This window comes from Pseudomonas sp. 008 (assembly GCF_016861935.1).
Classification (GTDB): Bacteria; Pseudomonadota; Gammaproteobacteria; order Pseudomonadales; family Pseudomonadaceae; genus Aquipseudomonas.
Map to the genome: position 1 here is coordinate 16,015 of NZ_BOMA01000001.1, position 17,138 is coordinate 33,152.

Annotated in this window: 12 protein-coding genes and 1 pseudogene; 3 read left to right on the top strand and 10 right to left on the bottom strand. The window is 56.9% G+C overall.

Annotated features, from left to right (window positions below; all coding sequences use genetic code 11):
• Positions 1 to 12 precede the first annotated feature (12 nt).
• The 4 genes from JUI81_RS00085 to JUI81_RS00100 all read right to left on the bottom strand — a co-directional run bounded on the left by JUI81_RS00085 (position 13) and on the right by JUI81_RS00100 (position 4,288).
• The gene (locus JUI81_RS00085) at positions 13 to 1,311 is read right to left on the bottom strand and encodes an MFS transporter (protein WP_204123321.1); all 1,299 of its coding nucleotides are present in this window, start codon (positions 1,309 to 1,311) and stop codon (positions 13 to 15) included.
• 52 nt (positions 1,312 to 1,363) lie between these two features.
• Positions 1,364 to 2,404: a sugar kinase gene (locus JUI81_RS00090; RefSeq protein WP_204123322.1), complete on the bottom strand. Its 1,041-nt coding sequence runs from the start codon at positions 2,402 to 2,404 to the stop codon at positions 1,364 to 1,366.
• Complete coding sequence (locus tag JUI81_RS00095) at positions 2,397 to 3,179, bottom strand: sugar phosphate isomerase/epimerase (RefSeq protein WP_204123323.1); 783 nt, start codon at positions 3,177 to 3,179, stop codon at positions 2,397 to 2,399. The genes JUI81_RS00090 and JUI81_RS00095 overlap by 8 nt, the downstream gene beginning before the upstream one ends.
• Positions 3,180 to 3,262: 83 nt before the next feature.
• Complete coding sequence (locus JUI81_RS00100; protein WP_275406292.1) at positions 3,263 to 4,288, bottom strand: LacI family DNA-binding transcriptional regulator; 1,026 nt, start codon at positions 4,286 to 4,288, stop codon at positions 3,263 to 3,265.
• Positions 4,289 to 4,523: 235 nt separating this feature from the next.
• Between JUI81_RS00100 and JUI81_RS00105 the strand changes: the two genes are divergently transcribed.
• The 3 genes from JUI81_RS00105 to JUI81_RS00115 all read left to right on the top strand — a co-directional run bounded on the left by JUI81_RS00105 (position 4,524) and on the right by JUI81_RS00115 (position 9,900).
• Positions 4,524 to 5,321, top strand: coding sequence for a hypothetical protein (locus tag JUI81_RS00105; RefSeq protein WP_204123324.1), 798 nt, complete (start codon positions 4,524 to 4,526; stop codon positions 5,319 to 5,321).
• A gap of 93 nt (positions 5,322 to 5,414) precedes the next feature.
• On the top strand, positions 5,415 to 7,415 hold the full coding sequence (locus JUI81_RS00110) for a hypothetical protein (RefSeq protein ID WP_204123325.1): 2,001 nt from the start codon (positions 5,415 to 5,417) through the stop codon (positions 7,413 to 7,415).
• 235 nt (positions 7,416 to 7,650) lie between these two features.
• A complete protein-coding gene (locus tag JUI81_RS00115) occupies positions 7,651 to 9,900 on the top strand; it encodes an autotransporter outer membrane beta-barrel domain-containing protein (RefSeq protein ID WP_204123326.1) in 2,250 nt (749 codons plus the stop codon).
• Between the two features lie 72 nt (positions 9,901 to 9,972).
• Here the strand turns inward: JUI81_RS00115 and JUI81_RS00120 are convergent, their stop codons facing one another.
• From JUI81_RS00120 to JUI81_RS00140, 6 genes and pseudogenes are all read right to left on the bottom strand, one after another.
• Positions 9,973 to 10,479, bottom strand: coding sequence for a hypothetical protein (locus JUI81_RS00120; protein ID WP_204123327.1), 507 nt, complete (start codon positions 10,477 to 10,479; stop codon positions 9,973 to 9,975).
• A 242-nt stretch (positions 10,480 to 10,721) separates the two neighbouring features.
• Positions 10,722 to 10,814: pseudogene (locus tag JUI81_RS32075) on the bottom strand (AraC family transcriptional regulator); the annotation flags it as partial.
• 76 nt (positions 10,815 to 10,890) lie between these two features.
• Positions 10,891 to 11,532 carry a DUF1345 domain-containing protein gene (locus JUI81_RS00125; protein WP_204123328.1) on the bottom strand — a complete coding sequence of 214 codons (642 nt, stop codon included), beginning with the start codon at positions 11,530 to 11,532 and terminating at the stop codon, positions 10,891 to 10,893.
• Between the two features lie 95 nt (positions 11,533 to 11,627).
• Entirely contained in the window at positions 11,628 to 12,545 is a 918-nt protein-coding gene (locus JUI81_RS00130; protein WP_204123329.1) for a hypothetical protein, read from the bottom strand.
• Positions 12,546 to 12,688: 143 nt separating this feature from the next.
• Positions 12,689 to 15,787 (bottom strand): efflux RND transporter permease subunit, encoded by a 3,099-nt coding sequence (locus tag JUI81_RS00135; RefSeq protein WP_204123330.1) that lies wholly within the window; start codon positions 15,785 to 15,787, stop codon positions 12,689 to 12,691.
• Between the two features lie 14 nt (positions 15,788 to 15,801).
• Complete coding sequence (locus JUI81_RS00140; protein WP_019578831.1) at positions 15,802 to 16,959, bottom strand: efflux RND transporter periplasmic adaptor subunit; 1,158 nt, start codon at positions 16,957 to 16,959, stop codon at positions 15,802 to 15,804.
• Between the last annotated feature and the right edge of the window lie 179 nt (positions 16,960 to 17,138).

Sequence of the window (17,138 nt, forward strand, 5' to 3'; positions counted from 1 at the left end):
ATCAACATCCATTCAGGAATGAGCCGCCACCGGCCGGGGTGCGGCGGCTTTGGCCACGACCCGGTCACTGGCGCCGGGCTTGAGGAAAATCGTCAGCACCACCGACACCAGCAACGCGCCGCTCATCAGCAGATAAGACGCACCGGGCGATCCGGTGGAGCTGTTCAGGTAACCGACCAGATAAGAGCCGCCAAACGAACCGAGCGCGCCCATGCTGTTGATCAACGCCATGGCTCCACCGGCCACGTTGGCCGGGAGGATTTCTGGAACGATGGCGAAGAACGGCCCGTACGGGGCGTACATGCAGGCACCGGCAATCACCAGCAGGGTGTAGGACCACCAGAAATGCTCCGCGCCCAGCGCGTAGGAGCCGTAGAACGCAATTGAGGCGATCAGCAGCGGAGGCCAGACGAAGCGTTTGCGCTTCTGCAGTTTGTCCGAGCCCCAGGACACCAGCAGCATGCCGATCACTGCCGCCAGGTACGGCAACGCCGACAGCCAGCCCGCTTCGATCATGTCCATTTGCGCGCCGGCCTTGAGGATCGATGGCAGCCACAGCACGAAACCGTAGACGCCGATGCTCCAGCAGAAGAACTGCAAGGCGAGGATGATGACTTTTGGCGAACGGAAGGCTTCGGCGTAGTTTTTCACTGCCTTGATGCCGACCTGTTCGGCGGCCAGGGCACTTTCCAGGTCCTGCTTTTCCTGGTCGTTCAGCCACTTGGCCTGGGCCGGACGGTCATCAGCCAGGCGCCACCAGATAAACGCCCACAACACTGCCGGCAAGCCTTCGATGATGAACATCCAGCGCCAGTTGAAATGCTGGATCAGGTAGCCAGAGACCACCGACATCCACAGCATCGTCACCGGGTTGCCGAGGATCAGGAAGGTGTTGGCGCGCGAGCGTTCGGCACGGGTGAACCAGTGGCACAGGTACACCAGCATCGCCGGCATCACCGCCGCTTCGACCACGCCGAGCATGAAACGAATGACGATCAGCCAGTAGGCGTTGGAGACGATCCCGGTCAAGGTCGCCAGGGCACCCCAGAGAATCAGGCTGACGAAAATCAGCTTTTTCACGCTGTGCTTCTGGGCGTAGATCGCACCTGGAATCTGGAAGAAGAAATAGCCGAGGAAGAACAGTGCGCCGAGCAGGGAAGACAATCCCGGGGTGATCATCAGGTCCTTGGCCATCCCGGAGGCGGCGGCGAACCCGTAGTTGGCGCGGTCCAGATACGCCAGGCTGTAGGTGATGAACACGATGGGCATGATGTACCACCAGCGGCGGGTGGCCAGTGTTGCGGTTTTCATAGTGATGCTCCTGAGCTTGTTGTTTTTGTCGCAGCAGGTAACGGAGTCTGATTCAAATTTTTACGGTAATAGTGAGGGCCCCTTCGCGGGCAAGCCTCGCTCCTACGGGCGTACACCCCGAACCCTGTAGGAGCGAGGCTTGCCCGCGAACGGCGTCCTCAAATTCAGCATCCATTTCGGCCCGGGTGGGCAAGCCTTCCATATCCCCACGGCTCTGCACTGCGCGGCTACCGATCCAGTTGGCACGTTGCACGGCTTGGGCAACGCTGTGGTTTTCCAGCAGGGCGCTGATCAGGCCAACGGCGAACCCGTCGCCGGCACCGACCGTATCGACCACGGTTGTCACAGGTACGCCTGCAACGAAACCTTCATCCTGATGGGTTCGGTAATAGGCGCCTTGCGGGCCAAGCTTGATCGCCACGGCTTCGGCGCCCCGGTCGAGGTAAAACCCCGCGATGTCGGCAGGGTCTTCAAATCCGGTGAGCAACCGTCCTTCGCTCAACCCCGGCAGCACCCAATGGGCGAGGGCGGCGAGGCGGTTGATCTCGCTGATCATCTGCTGTTCGCTGGCCCACAGGCTCGGCCGCAGGTTGGGGTCGAACGACACGCTGCGCCCGGCTTCGCGCATGCGGGTCATCAGTTCGAAGGACATTGCCCGGGCCGACGCGGATAGCGCTGGAGGAATGCCGGTGGCATGCAAGTGCCGGGCGTTGAGCAGCGACGGGGAAATCGACTGCACCGACAAATGACTGGCCGCCGAGCCACGACGGAAATACTCGACCACCGGATCGCTGCCATCATCGGTGCGGGACTTGAGCTGAAGCCCGGTGGGGTGTGCCGGGTCGATGTCGACATGGCGGCAATCCAGGCCTTCTTTCTTCAGCGTATCGATGACGAACCGACCGAGAGAATCGGCGCCCACCCGGCTCAGCCAGGCGACGTTAAAGCCCAATCGCGACAGGCCAATGGCGACGTTGCTGTCGGCCCCGGCAATGCGCTTGTGGAAGTGGCCGACGTCGGCCAGTTCACCGTTCTGCTCGGCAACGAACATCGCCATGGTTTCGCCGAACGACAGAATCTCGATCTCAGACATGCGCAGGCTCCAGGCGGGATTGGCCGAGGCGGGCAAGGGTAGCGACGTGTTCGGTGGTCAACTGCACCAAGTCATCGCCTTGCAGCGGATATTCCGCTGCGCGCATCACGTTCTGGGGCATGTGCCGCAGCAATTGTTGCCACAGGTGCAAGTCACTGGCCGCCGGTGGTACCGCCACCAGTTTGCCGTCGACCCGACGCGCCACTGCTTTGCAGTGCACGTAGCCGACATGTCGACCGAGCATTCGCGCGGCGCTGGCGGCGGACTGATCCTGCCATTGCCAGTTGCCGATATCGAAGGTCATTTTGATCGGCAACTTGTGCTGCTCGACGTCGGCGAAGAAGCGCTGGAACGGTTCGATGCGGCCGCCGTGCAAGGTCTGGTCGTTTTCCACCAAAAGCTGCACCGGGCTCTGTTGCAACACATGCGCCAGTGTTTGCAGGTCGTTGTTGTCGGTGAAATAGCCCAGGGAGACTTTCAGCCATTGTGAGCCGAATGCCTCGGCGCGTTGCAGGGTCGAGAGCAGTTCCGGGTTGGGCGCCGATTGCCCGGCCAGCCACAACTCCAGCGGCGAGGAATACACGCTTTCCAGGCCCCGGGATTGCGTGGCGTCGGCCAATTGCGCGGGGTCTTCGAGGGTCAGCAGCTCTTCGCGCCATTCGATGTGCGTGGCGTCGGCAGCGGCCAGAACCTCGACAAAACTGCCCTGGCCACGTTGGCGCACAAGCTCGGCGCCGTAGCTGGACAGGCTGATGGAAACGGGTGGTTTGTTCATTGTTATCATCTCTGAAACCGGTTTCATTTTTGTTCAAAAAAATGTTCAAGGAAATATCAGTGGTCGATGTGCCGTTCTTTCAGTCACCGAAAATGCCCAAGAGTCGACCCACGCACGATCAACCGCGCCGGAAAATCCAGGGTCCGCACCGGCCCGTCATCCCCACGCAAACGCTTAAGCAAGCATTCAAACGCACTCGCGCCAATGTCCTCGGTCGGCTGGGCGAGGGCGGTAATCCCACTGCCCACCAATGGATACCAATCCAGATCATCCAAGGCGATCAGCCCGACATCCTCGAACAGGTTGCACTGCAATTCACGCAACGCGTGGGTGCCGGCCAGCGCGGCGATGCCGTTGGCGCAAAACAGCGCTTTCGGCCCAGCACCGGGAGTGTTCAGGAAGGTTTTCAGCCGCGAGGTCAGTTCGCTGCCGGTCTCAGCTACCGCGCCGGTTAAAGCAGGGCGCTGCTGTATCTGCGCCTTGAAACTGCTGACCCGCTCGATCCGTGAACTGGTGCCGTCAAACGGCTCCGTCACCATCAGCACATCGCGATAACCGCGCTCTTCCAGGTGGGCCATGGCAATCTCGACAGCCGCCGGGTTATCCAGCCCCACCAGATCGCTATCGAACTGCTCGACCTTGCGATCCACCAGCACCATGGGCATTTCCCGCTGCAATTCGCGCAACTCATCCACGTGGTGGCCGAGGGTGTTCACGATCAAGCCTTCGATGTTGTACGAGCGCAGTAACGCCAGGTGCTGACGCTCCTGCTCGTCATCGCGATCGGTGTTGCACACCACCAGGCTGTAGCCGTGCCGACGGCAGGCGGTTTCCACGCCATGCATTACGGCAATCGAATAAGGGTTCCGGATATCGGCCACCAGCATGCCGATCAGCCGGGTGCGTCCACGTTTAAGTCCGCGGGCCATCTGGTTCGGGCGATAGCCCAGCTCGGCAATCGCCTGCTCGATGCGCAGGGCCGTGGCATCGGAGAGCAGGGCGCGGTCGTCGCCGATGAAGCGCGAGACACTGGCCTTAGAGACCCCGGCGTGTTCGGCGACGTCGAGCATGGTGACGCGGCTGCGTTGGGCGGCGGAGAAGTCGTTCACGGTCTGAAACCTTGTTATTGGAATATTGGATGCGTCGTGTCGTCGCAGGCTCTGAAACCGGTTTCATAAAACGCCAGGCAATGGGTTACGTCAAGCCCAGGATGCAGGGGAAAGGTGTAGGAAACCGACAGGCGGTAGCTTTACCTGTCAGATATGACAGTAGTCCAATGAAGAAATCGGGCGTTTAATTTGCTTCAACTGTGAACTCGAAAAGAAATGTCGAGGGAGAATAATAATGCCGCCTGTTGAAGTTCTGGTCTACGACGCGCCGACAGTACTTGGGGTGGATGAAAACGATCCGGAAGGTTACATCCCGCCTGATCTGTTGCTCAAAGGCATTGACGTCAGAGTGCCGATATGGCGTGAACAATCTCCCGACGGTGAACAAGACACACTGATTGTTGAGTTGAAGCGCAATGGTGCTGTCGAGTTCACTTCCACGACCTTATACACCACCCCGATCAGTGAGTCGGAGTTCATCATTACCATAGGGCCAGAGTATTTGCTCAACGACGGCGTCGTTGAGGTTTCATATATGACAAGGAATTGGCTCAGTAACCCACATCCCTCGTTACCTCGAAAACTGACAATCGACCACACTCCGATACCTGAGAATCTTACTGAAGTCGGATTTCCCGATGTCAATCTGTATGGCTATCTGAATTGCGATACCGTTCCCCCTATTTGGGAGGGTGTGGAAGTAAAGATTCCCCCGCTCCCCGATTTTTGCAGGGTAGGTGATATTTGTACCTTGGAGTGGTTCGGGTACCTGAGTCTGAATGGCAGCGGTTCTCCTATAGCCGGAACTTATAAAAGAATCGACAAGCGGTTATTGAGTGACCAGGAAATTCAAAATGGTTTCTCGGTAACAATAGAGCCCTATAGGCCGCATATAGAGCCGATGCAAGACAGGGCGTCGGCTGTTGCGAACTACACACTCTATCGTGGCACCAGAAAAATTGGCGCTTCGTTCAAGGAAATAGTGAAGATCGACCGAGTCATCCCCGGGAAAGAGTTGCCTTGCGGGCCGTGAAGATTGTTGTGAAGTAATGCGTAATCAATGTGTGCCGTATTACGTCGCGTTATGGGCGAGGTGCCGTCGTGTATAAAAATGGAGCTAATTTTAATGAACGCTAAAGTTGGATACGTCGGTTTGAATACACAGGTTTCGCTGCAAAATGGCGGTGTCATTTTGCTCGATGGAGCCGATATCCCTGCACAAAATCTTCCCGGAGGCGATTTACGCATTCCGATCGCAGCACTCGGTGCTGATCTGGATTACACGATCCCCCAACCGCCCACTGAGTTCCCAAGAGATTTGCTGACAGTTTTTTTACGGGTAAAAGGCGAACTGACGCGCATACCGCTCATGACAGGGCACCCGCTGGGTGCGATTGCTGATCGGGTATGGCCGATGCCATTCAAAATCCCGCATAGCGAACTCAAGGAGCTGGCGCTTTCCGAAGCCCCTACCCAATATCAACTGGTGTATGTGCTTATCGCCAATGGTTCGAACCCGAACCCCGAGGCCGTTACCGAATACCATATTGACAGGACGCGGCCCTATCAAACCAAAGCACCCGCAACGGACTACTCCCCGCCGGCGGCTGCATTCCCTTTGAATTTGCCGCCGTCAAAAGACATCGATGACGCCTACCTGGGCGCGAACCCCACCGGTATCGAGATCACGCTGACACTGGCTGTCAACAATGCCGAGGTGACGGACGTTTGTAATGTTTATTGGGGCGACCCAGCGGATCCTGCCTATGCCACGCCAGTATTGGAAAACGAACTTGTGCCCGCGAACGGTAAGATCAAACTACCTATCTCGATTTTTGAGAACTCCAAGGAAGGTCAGAACACGCTGACTTTTGAGGTCAGGGATCTGGCAGGTAACCTCAGCCGCCGCTCCAAACCTGATCAACGCAATGTCCGGCGTCTGGCCCCCCCTGTGGCCAAACCGCCCGTGGTGCCACTGGCGGATGGCACGGACGGTGATACCTTGATCGATGTGGCGGACTGCAAACGGGGGGTGACCATAGAGGTTGAAGTTCCGCTGCCCAATGCCCCTTCTGACACGATCATTACCTATTGGCAGGGCATTCCACTTCCTGAACAACGCGTGAGCACGGACAAGACCCTTGTGTTCCAAGTGGATTACACCACTGTTATCAAGGTCGCCTATGGTGCGACCGATGGTGTCGTCCAGACAACGGTCAGCTATGACATGTTCCGGGGATCTGGTAAACCGATCGCAACGGAAAGCACGGGTATTGGCGTTGATATTTCCCATCCTGGCCCGATAAATCCTGATGAACCGGATCCGGTCAATCCGGCGCTGGAATTGCCTCGCCTGGTTTCCTCTCAAGGTGTGGACAATACACTCGACGATAACGACTTCGGTAAAGATGCGGATATTTTCATACAGCTTTACGATGCCCCTCCCACGGAGTCGGCGCAAAGCATAACGGTTAGTTATGATGACGTGAGGCTGACTCCCTACCTGTTGCAAGCAGGAGAAGAGGGCACGGAGATCAAAGCGGCAACAGTTTCCTGGGCAATCATCGAGAAAAAGCTGAATGCGACGGTACAGTTAAAATGGGAGCTGTCAGCCGTTTCGGGCAATAACCCGGTCTATTCTGATGAGCAACCCGTTGTTGTTGACGTCACTAAAATCGATTTACCGAAACCGGTGGTTCAAGGGCTTGTATTTGATAATATTTCCTGTCCGACATTGAACTTCTTGCCAACGGATGATCCAGATCATCCAGGTGACGGAACAAATCGCCGTAACTTAAAAGTCATTATTCCATACAGTACTTCACTTACTGATGGACGCACGGTGACATTGAAGTGGGAAGGATTCGAAGATGAGGGTGCGACCATTCCCATCCCCGATACCGACGTTACAAGAGACATTCCTATTTCCGGCACTGTTCCTCCGGAGGGTATTGAAACGGATATCGGCGAATATATGACTCATCTTAAGCCGGTATCGAATGCCTACGGGAAACTGACCTATACCGTCACAGGTGTGGTGCCGGAGTCGGACTCGGCCATCCACTTTGTATTTCTGGTGGATAATAATGGCGACTTCTGCGAAGTGGCCAATCCGCCAAACCGTTAATCAAAATTCAAGCCGGGCGGCGAGCGTGAAATAAATGTTTCCACGCTCGCCGCATTTGAATTTTCGACATGCTTTGGTCGTCATTTCTGCAGGACTTGTCGTTCACAATATGCAGAAAAGTCCTACATAACAATGCGTAATTGCTCGATAGCCTTGCTGACCTTCAAAGGCTGGTCGTGCATTTTCACGACTTGCCGCAGAGCTCGATCAAATACTTTCGAAGTAGGTGTCCAGTATGCACTTCCACTCCAAACGGCTCCATGCGTCCTTCTTCATGACGGGTACGCTGTGTGTACCGTTCTTGGCGCTTTCTACCCTCGCTACAGCTGCCCCGGTCGTCGGGGGGACCGCCACGGTCAACAACGGTGATGCGGTTGACAGCTGGTTTTTGAGTCAAAACGCAACACTGAACGTCAACAACGCACAGACACTTGGGATTGATGCCGACAGCTCGACAGTCAATGTCAATGCGGGCAGCAGTACCCAAGGAATAGCCGTAAGGAATAATTCGACTGTCAATCTGAATGGTGCCACGGTGACGGGGGCGGGCGGACAGTCGGGGCTTGAACTGGTTTCCAGCCAGGGCAATGTCAACAACAGCACGGTCAGTGGAGATTCTTTCGGGCTATCGGCTGTGCGGTTCTCGACGACTCAGGCCGGCTCCACGGCCAACGTCACAGGTAACAGCACCATCACGGGTGTGGATGCCGGGGCGTTTGCCTCTTCTCACAGCCTCATCAATGTCACCGACTCCACCATTGAAGGCACGGCTGCCACGGGTTATGGCCTGTGGCTGCAGAGTGCCGGTTCGGTGGCCACAAACAGCACGATTGTCGGCGGGCAGAACGGCGTATTCATTGAGCTTGATCCAACCGGCGTGGCACCGGCCACCCTGAATGTGGAGAACACCATAGTGCAGGGCAAAAGCGGCTCCGCCATTTTGGTGGATTTCGATAACGTTGCACGTTCCACCGCCACGCTGACGTTGACAAACTCCAGATTGCTGGCGGGTAACGACACGCTGCTTGAGGTCAAGGGCGGCGCAGACGTATCGATGACCGTCAATGGCAGCCAATTGAACGGCAACATTGTGACCGAAACTGGAAGTACAACCGGGCTGACATTGCAAAACAACTCGGTACTCACCGGGCGCCTGGAAAATGTTGCCCGCGCCACCATCAACGACACTTCGCAATGGGTGTTGGTGGACAACAGTCAGGTTGAAAAACTCGTGCTCAATGGGGGGGCGGTGAAGTTCGGGGCGGACAACGCCTTTTATCAATTGAACGTCACCGATCTGTCGGGCAGCGGTCGGTTCATCATGGGCACTGATCTGGCTAGGGGCCAGACCGACGTTTTGAATGTCACTGGAACGGCCAGCGGATCACATGAGCTGCTCATTGCCAGCAGCGGAACCGAACCGCCTGCCGGCCAACGAATCACAGTCGTCAAAACCAACGGTGGCAATGCCCAGTTCTCCCTGCTCGGCAACGTGGTCGATCAGGGGGCCTATTCCTATGCACTCGTCAAAAGCGGCAACGACTGGATTCTCGATCCGAGGGCACACATCGTCAGTCCGGGGGCACGCTCGGTGCTTGCGTTGTTCAACACACCATTACCCACCTGGTATGGCGAATTGACGTCGTTGCGCACCCGGATGGGTGAGTTGCGTTTCAACGGTGGTAAGGGCGGCGCGTGGGGGCGTACCTATGGCAATCAATACGAAATTGCCGATGCTTCTGGTGTGGGTTATCAGCAGACCCAGCGGGGGTTCACCTTGGGTGCTGATGCCACCTTGCGCGTGGGTGATGGTCAATGGCTGGTGGGAGTGATGGGTGGACACAGTACATCTGATCTCGATCTGAGTGCCGGCACCTCGGGTAACGTCGATAGTTACTACTTTGGCACGTATGCTACCTGGCTTGATGCGACCAGTGGTTACTACGCTGATGCTGTACTGAAAGTGAACCGGTTTCGCAATGAAGCCAAAGTCAGGCTGAGCGATGGAGCCCGGGCCAAAGGTAACTATGACACGACCGGTTTGGGCGGATCTGTCGAGTTCGGTCGTCATATCAAACTCCACGATAGATATTTTGTTGAGCCCTTCACTAAATGGTCCGCCGTAGTCATACAAGGTAAGAATTTTTCTCTGGATAACGACCTGCAGGCCGATGGTGACCGTGCGCGGTCGCTGTTGGGTGAGGTCGGTGTGACCGCTGGCCGAAACTTCAAAATGGAAAACGATATAGAACTGCAGCCTTACTTGCGCGTTGCCGGTGCATACGAGTTCGAGAAGAACAACAAAGTGCAGGTCAACGATAACGTATTCAAAAACAATCTTTCCGGTGCACGAGGTAACGTGGGCGCGGGCATCGCGGCATCAATGACAGAAAGCCTGCAAATGCATGCAGATTATGAGTTCAGCGAGGGTAAGAACTTCAAACAGCCCGGCGGGCTGACCTTAGGTTTGCGATACGCGTTTTAATGCAACGAAAATGAGTTAATTAAAAAGGAGGCTTCGGCCTCCTTTTTAATGAGCGGTGTTTTTATCAATCGCTTAGCAATACCCTGCACGTGGTGAAGGACGACGAGGGATTCTCCTTGCCGGTACGTGTTGGAACGCTTCGAACTCGACTTTCAGATTGACAGCCTTGCGATCGTCTTCATCCAGATTTTCGAGAACCGCGCTGATCTCGCCAGAGAAGGTTGCCGTTGAGGAGTCGTATTGAACCCGGGCAATACCCTGGTATTGCGTATAGACAACAGGTTTGGCTGGAGTCGAGCGGTCAATGAAGAGCACTCGAACGGTGTAGGCATCCGGATACAGGCCATAGGCACCATCCTTAACGCCCTTCGAGAATGAAATCTTCAACTCTTTCGTCGTGTAATCCGGAGCGGGCGCGCGCTGCGTGGCAAGCATGACATGCGCTTCGCCGTGAGGAGGAGGGTAAATCGCGTCTGAAAGTTCTACCAGGCTGGCGTCAAATGTTTCTGTTGCATTGATTGTTCCTGTGCATTTTCCCAACACAACAGATGATGTGGCCACTTTCGCAAATGCGTTCATTGATACAGTCTCCACTGTCATGACAAGTGATATCTCGCCATTGGAAACAGCAGGCGGGATTGCGCTATAAGATGCGATGGCGACAAATTTGTAAACTGTCAAACCTGACAGTTTACAATCTGGCTTTGTTGTGATTGTTTTCGAGTTTTATTTGTTAAGGGCGCCCTGAAAAACGTAGCGGTTATCACCATATTCCCGGCCATGTTGAAAGCAGTAATCGCAGTGCCAATACCTGATTAAAGTGGTTTGCAGGTGTGGCCTTCGAAATGCGCATGCAACGTCTCGATACCGGTGTCGGCGCCTTGGGCCTGGTCGATCCAGTTGTGCGGGGACATGCTGCACCTGTGAGACGCATTGCCGGATGATTTAACGCCGGTATCGAGGTCGAGGACTGGAACGCTTGTGCACGCATCAGTTGAACAGTCCCGCCGCAATATTAATTGAGAAGCCAAGAATCGCTGTGTTGAACAGAAAACTAATCAGCGATTGCGCCAGCACGATTTTGCGAATGCCCCGTGTCGCCACGCCGACATCCGAGGTCTGCACTGCCACGCCGATGGTGAAGGAGAAATACAGGAAGTCCCAATAGTTAGGGGTTTCCAGGCCTTCAGCGAAGCGCAGCGCCAGGTCTTTGCCGTCCCAGGTATAGAACAGGCGGGCGTAGTGCACGCTGAAAATCACGCCGATCAGTAGCCACGAACCGATGACCGTCAGCGCGGTGAAGCCGTAATGCAGCAGCTTGCGACTGGTTTCCAGGTCCTTGCTGCCGGCCAGTTCGAAGGTGATGGTCGCGAGGCTGGCAATCGCCGCAATGCACACCACGAACAGCACCAATCCGGCGTTTTCATCTTCGATCTCGGCAATGCGCTTCACGTCCGGGGCTTTGGCGCGTGTGGTGAGCCAAACCATCAGGATCAGGTACGTCCAGACCCCTGCATTCCAGCCGATGAGGATTTTACTGATGATCGAATCGGCCGGAGCCAGAATGCCTGCCGCGACGCCAAGGGTGGCGGCGGCGGACAGGCGAGGGTGGGTGCGGGCGAGGAAGGGCATGAGGGCTCACGGTCAGGGGGCTTTTCAGCACCTTAGCCCTGGTGTGAGTGGTGCGGCAAGTGCGGGGGCTTTGAAGGTCATCGCAGCCCTGTTAGTCAGGCCTGACGCTTTACGCGCTCGAAACTAAATTTCCCGTTTTTGATCGCGATAGTTCCGGCCGAAGATTCGGCCGTGACATTATCGAGGGTGCCTTCCAATGAGTCCCCTGTAATTGAGGTTATCGTAAAGGAACCGCTAATCGCGTCGTAGCCGACTACGCTGACACTGTCCATATAAAGAACATAAATCTTGTTCCTGTCATTATTCAGTTCATACGTGCCGGGGCCAAGATCTTTGGCAATGTAGATAGTCACGCTGTGCCGCCAACGATTTGGAATGCCTACGTTATCAAAGTAACCGGACCACGCACGGTAGTGCTCCTTTGGAAATATCACCTCGTTGGCAGGTCGTTCGGCAAAAGTAAAATTGTTGGCCTCGTACTGATGTGTGATGTGCCCTGAAATGTCAGCCGTGAATGAACCGATCGCTGTGTCATCGCCCAACACGGAGCGGCTTGGATCGAAGCCCTTAAGTTCAACTGCGCCATCGGTGACTGTCAGCTCCTCTTTTGACGGAGAGAACGCATTGAACTGAAAAGTGCAGGTGGCTTCTTGAGCCGCTACATTGAGGGTTACGACAACTTCACCCGAGGTGGCAATGTAGGGGGTGAACAAACTTTCGTTGTGCATCCAAAAGGTGGCCTTTGCGGTGTCTAGGTTTTCGTACACATTATCAATTTTGTAGGTGCGATTCACTACATCTCCTTGATCAGGAATGCGCAAAACGATACTTCGATAAAGGTAGGGCGTTTGCTCCAGATCTTGGGTTGCCATTGCAATGTAACGATTTTCCTGGGGATCCAGATACAGCTTCATTTTGGTAGGTGAGCCCACATAGGGCTCAGGAAGCTCTTTTATCTTTGCGGTGAATGTTCCGGTAGTGATCCCGAGTGACTTTCTGGCTAAATCATCCATTTGGAGACTCCTTAGTTGAGGGGCAACAACGTCGTTGATTGTTGAACCCAGCGTAAAGAGGAGTCCAACCCTCGTGAACTATCAGTTCTGATAGTTCACGAGGGTTTTTTGGCATAACAATACCGTTATCAATAGTGAATGGTTCAGTTAGTTTTCTTTAAACAAACAACCCACTTCATGACCACCACAAAAAACACCGGCACAAACACCACCGCCAACGTCGCCGTGATCATTCCGCCGATTACCCCGGTGCCGATCGCTTGCTGGCTTGCCGAACTGGCCCCTGTAGCAATCGCCAACGGCACCACGCCGAGGATGAACGCCAGTGACGTCATGACAATCGGCCGCAACCGCAGGCGCGCCGCTTGCAGCGTGGCATCGATCAAGTCATGACCTTCGTCATAAAGGCTTTTGGCGAACTCGATGATCAGGATCGCGTTCTTCGCCGACAGGCCGATGATGGTGATCAACCCGACCTTGAAGAACACGTCGTTGGGCATTCCGCGTAGCGTCACGGCCAGTACCGCACCGAGAACGCCCAGCGGCACTACCAGCAACACCGACGTTGGAATCGACCAGCTCTCGTACAGCGCCGCCAGGCACAGGAACACGATCAGCAGCGACAGCCCGAGCAGAATCGGTGCCTGACTGCCGGACAAACGTTCCTGCAACGACAACCCGGTCCATTCCTGACCCAACCCCGCCGGGCCTTGCGCCACCAGCCGTTCGATTTCCGCCATGGCTTCGCCGGTGCTGTGACCGGGCGAAGGCTCGCCGGAAATGCTGATGGCCGGGTAGCCGTTGTATCGGGTCAATTGCGCCGGGCCCTGAGTCCAGTTGGCCCGAACGAAGGCCGACAACGGCACCATTTTTCCAGCGTTGTTGCGCACGTGAATCTTCAGCAGATCGGCGACCTGGCTGCGTTGATCGCCTTCGGCCTGGACCACCACCCGTTGCATCCGTCCCTGGTTGGGGAAGTCGTTGATGTAGGCCGAACCCACGGCGGTGGACAGTACGTTGCCGATGTCGGCAAAGGAGATGCCCAAGGCATTGGCTTGCTTGCGGTCCACGATCAGTTGCACCTGCGGCGCTTCGGCCAGGGCGCTTTCGCGCACATTCATCAGGATCGGGCTCTTCTCGGCGGCGGCGAGCAATTCGCTGCGCGCTTTCATCAGCGTGGCATGGCCGAGGCCGCCACGGTCCTGCAAGCGGAACTCGAAACCGCTGGAGGTGCCGAGACCGTCAACAGGCGGCGGCAGCACCGAGAAAGCCATGGCATCCTTGATCTGGCTCAGCGCGATGTTGGCGCGATCGGCGATGGAACTCGCCGAGTCGTCGCTGCCCCGATCCGACCAGTCCTTGAGCGTGGTGAACGCCAGCGCGGCGTTCTGCCCGCTACCGGAAAAGCTGAAGCCGAGAATCACTGTGCTGTCGCCGACGCCCGGTTCGGTGGCGTTGTGTGCTTCGATCTGCTCCACCACATTTATTGTGCGATTCTTGCTCGCGCCCGGTGGCAATTGGATGTCGGTGATGGTGTAGCCCTGGTCTTCCACCGGCAGGAACGAGGAGGGCAGGCGACTGAAACACAGCCCCAGACCGATCAGCAATACGCCGTAGATCAGCAGATAACGGCCTGTACGTTTCAGCGCATAAGCGACCCAACCTTGATAACGCTCGGTCAAACGCTCGAATCCACGGTTGAACCAGCCAAAGAAACCGCCCTTGGCGTGATGTTCGCCCTTGGCAATCGGCTTGAGCAGCGTCGCACACAAGGCTGGGGTCAATGTCAGGGCGAGGAACGCCGAGAACAGGATCGACGTGGCCATGGACAGCGAGAACTGTTGGTAAATCACCCCGACAGAGCCCTGCATGAACGCCATCGGAATAAATACCGCCACCAGCACCAGGGTGATGCCGATGATCGCGCCGGTGATCTGCTTCATCGCCTTGCGCGTCGCTTCCTTGGGCGACAGGCCTTCGGTGGCCATGATTCGTTCGACGTTCTCCACCACCACAATCGCGTCGTCCACCAGGATGCCGATGGCCAGCACCATGCCGAACATGGTCAGCACGTTGATCGAGAAGCCCAGCGCGAGCATGGTCGCAAACGTGCCCATCAACGCCACAGGTACCACCAGCGTCGGGATCAGCGTGTAGCGGATGTTCTGCAGGAACAGGAACATCACCGCAAACACCAGCACCATTGCCTCGCCAAGGGTGTACACCACTTTGGTGATCGAGACTTTGACGAAGGGCGAAGTGTCGTACGGGATCTTGTATTCGACACCGGCCGGGAAATAGCGCGCCAGTTCGTCCATTTTCGCCCGCACCAGCGTTGCGGTGCTCAGGGCATTGGCGCCCGGCGACAGTTGCACACTGACGGCGGTGGACGGTTTGCCGTTCAGGCGTGTGGAGAACTGATACTCCTGGCTGCCGATCTCGACCCGCGCCACATCACGGATGCGTACGGTGGAGCCGTCAGGATTAGCCTTGAGCACGATGTCGGCGAATTCTTCAGGCGTCGACAACTGGCCTTTGACCAGAATGGTTGCGGTGATTTCCTGGGTGGTGCGGGTCGGTAAGTCGCCGATACTGCCCGCGGAAACCTGAGCGTTCTGCGCAACGATGGCGGCATTGACGTCAGCCGGGGTCAGGTTGAAACCGATCAGCTTCTGTGGGTCGATCCAGATCCGCATCGCCCGTTCGGCGCCGTACAACTGGGCCTTGCCGACGCCATCCAGACGCTTGATCTCGTTCATCACGTTGCGCGCCAGGTAATCACTCAGCGCCACGTCGTCGAGCTTGCCGTCGCTGGAGGTGAGGGTGATCAGAAGCAGGAAACCGGCGGAAACTTTCTCCACCTGCAAACCCTGCTGGGTGACCGCTTGAGGTAGGCGCGACTCCACCACCTTGAGGCGGTTTTGCACGTCCACTTGCGCCATCTCCGGGTTGGTTCCCGGCTGGAAGGTCGCGGTGATGGTGGCGCTGCCGAGGCTGCTTTGGGATTCGAAGTACAGCAGATGGTCGGCGCCGTTGAGTTCTTCCTCGATCAGGCTGACCACGCTTTCGTCCACGGTCTGCGCCGAAGCGCCGGGGTAGGTGGCGTAGATTTCGACTTTCGGCGGCGCAACGTTCGGGTATTGCGCCACGGGTAACTGCCCAATGGCCAACGCACCGGCCAGCAGGATGAACAAGGCAACCACCCAGGCGAACACCGGGCGGTCGATAAAGAACTGCGGCATAAAAAGCGTCCTGCTTACTGACCAGAGACCTGGGCAAGTGGAAGAGGGGTGTTGTCGATCTGGACTTTTTCACCGGGGCGCGCGTGTTGCAGGCCTTCAGTGACGATGCGGTCGCCGGGCTTGAGGCCGCGGGTGACGATCCAGCGATCGCTCTGCACCGCGCCCAGCTCTACCGGTTGCTGGCCGACCCGCTGCTCGGCGTCGAGCAATAGCACTTGGGCGACACCGGCGCTGTCACGCTGGATGGCCCGTTGCGGCACGCTGATGCCTTGCTGATTGAATGCCTGTTCCAGACGCACGCGAACGAAACTGCCCGGCAACAAGTCGAGGTCGGGGTTAGGGAATTCGCTGCGCAGAATGATCTGACCGGTGCCCGGGTCGACGGTGATGTCGGTGAACAACAACTTGCCGGGCAACGGATAAAGGCTGCCGTCGTCCTGGATCAGCGTGGCTTTGGCCTGACCTTGGCCCACTTCCTTTAACTGGCCAGAGCGGAAGGCCCGACGCAGGTCGTTGAGTTCGCGGGTCGATTGCGTCAGGTCGGCGTGGATCGGGTTCAACTGCTGAATCAGTGCCAGCGGCGTGGTTTCGTTCTGGCCTACCAGCGCGCCTTCAGTCACCAGCGCGCGGCCGATGCGCCCGGAAATCGGTGCGGTGACGGTGGCATAACCGAGGTTCAGTTTCGCCCTCTCCACCGCGGCTTTGTTGGCGGCGACATCGGCGGCGGTCTGCCGGGCGTTGGCGCGGGCATTGTCGTAGTCCTGAGCGCTGATGGCGTTGCCTTCGATCAACTGGGCGTAACGCTGCTCCTGCAATCTGGCCTGGAACGCGTTGGCTTCGGCCTTGCGCAGCGCGGCTTCGGCGCTGTCCAGGTCGGCCTTGAAGGGGGCCGGGTCGATACGGAACAGAACGTCGCCTTTTTTCACGTCGCTGCCTTCGCGGAAGACCCGCTGCAACACCACGCCGGCAACCCGGGCACGCACTTCGGCGATCCGTGGCGCGGCAATCCGCCCGCTCAGTTCGTTGCTGATTGACAGAGGGCGAGCTTCGATGGTTTCGATGCGCACCGTGGCCAGTGGTGCCGATTCTTCGGCGGTCGAAGACTGGTCACAAGCGCTCAGCGTCAACGCCAGGGCAATCAGGCTGAGCGTGGCAAGCAGGTTCTTTGACATGGAAATACCCCAATAATGACTACCCGCATCCTACGGGGAGTCGATGAGGGTAGCGGTGAAGCTTTGTTGGTGCTGTGTGAAATTGTGTAAGGGTTTTGCTCGCGTGTGCGTGAGGGCGTATATCCTTCAGGCCTTGAATTTTATTGCGCCTGTCAGGCCGCCTTCGCGGGCAAGCCTCG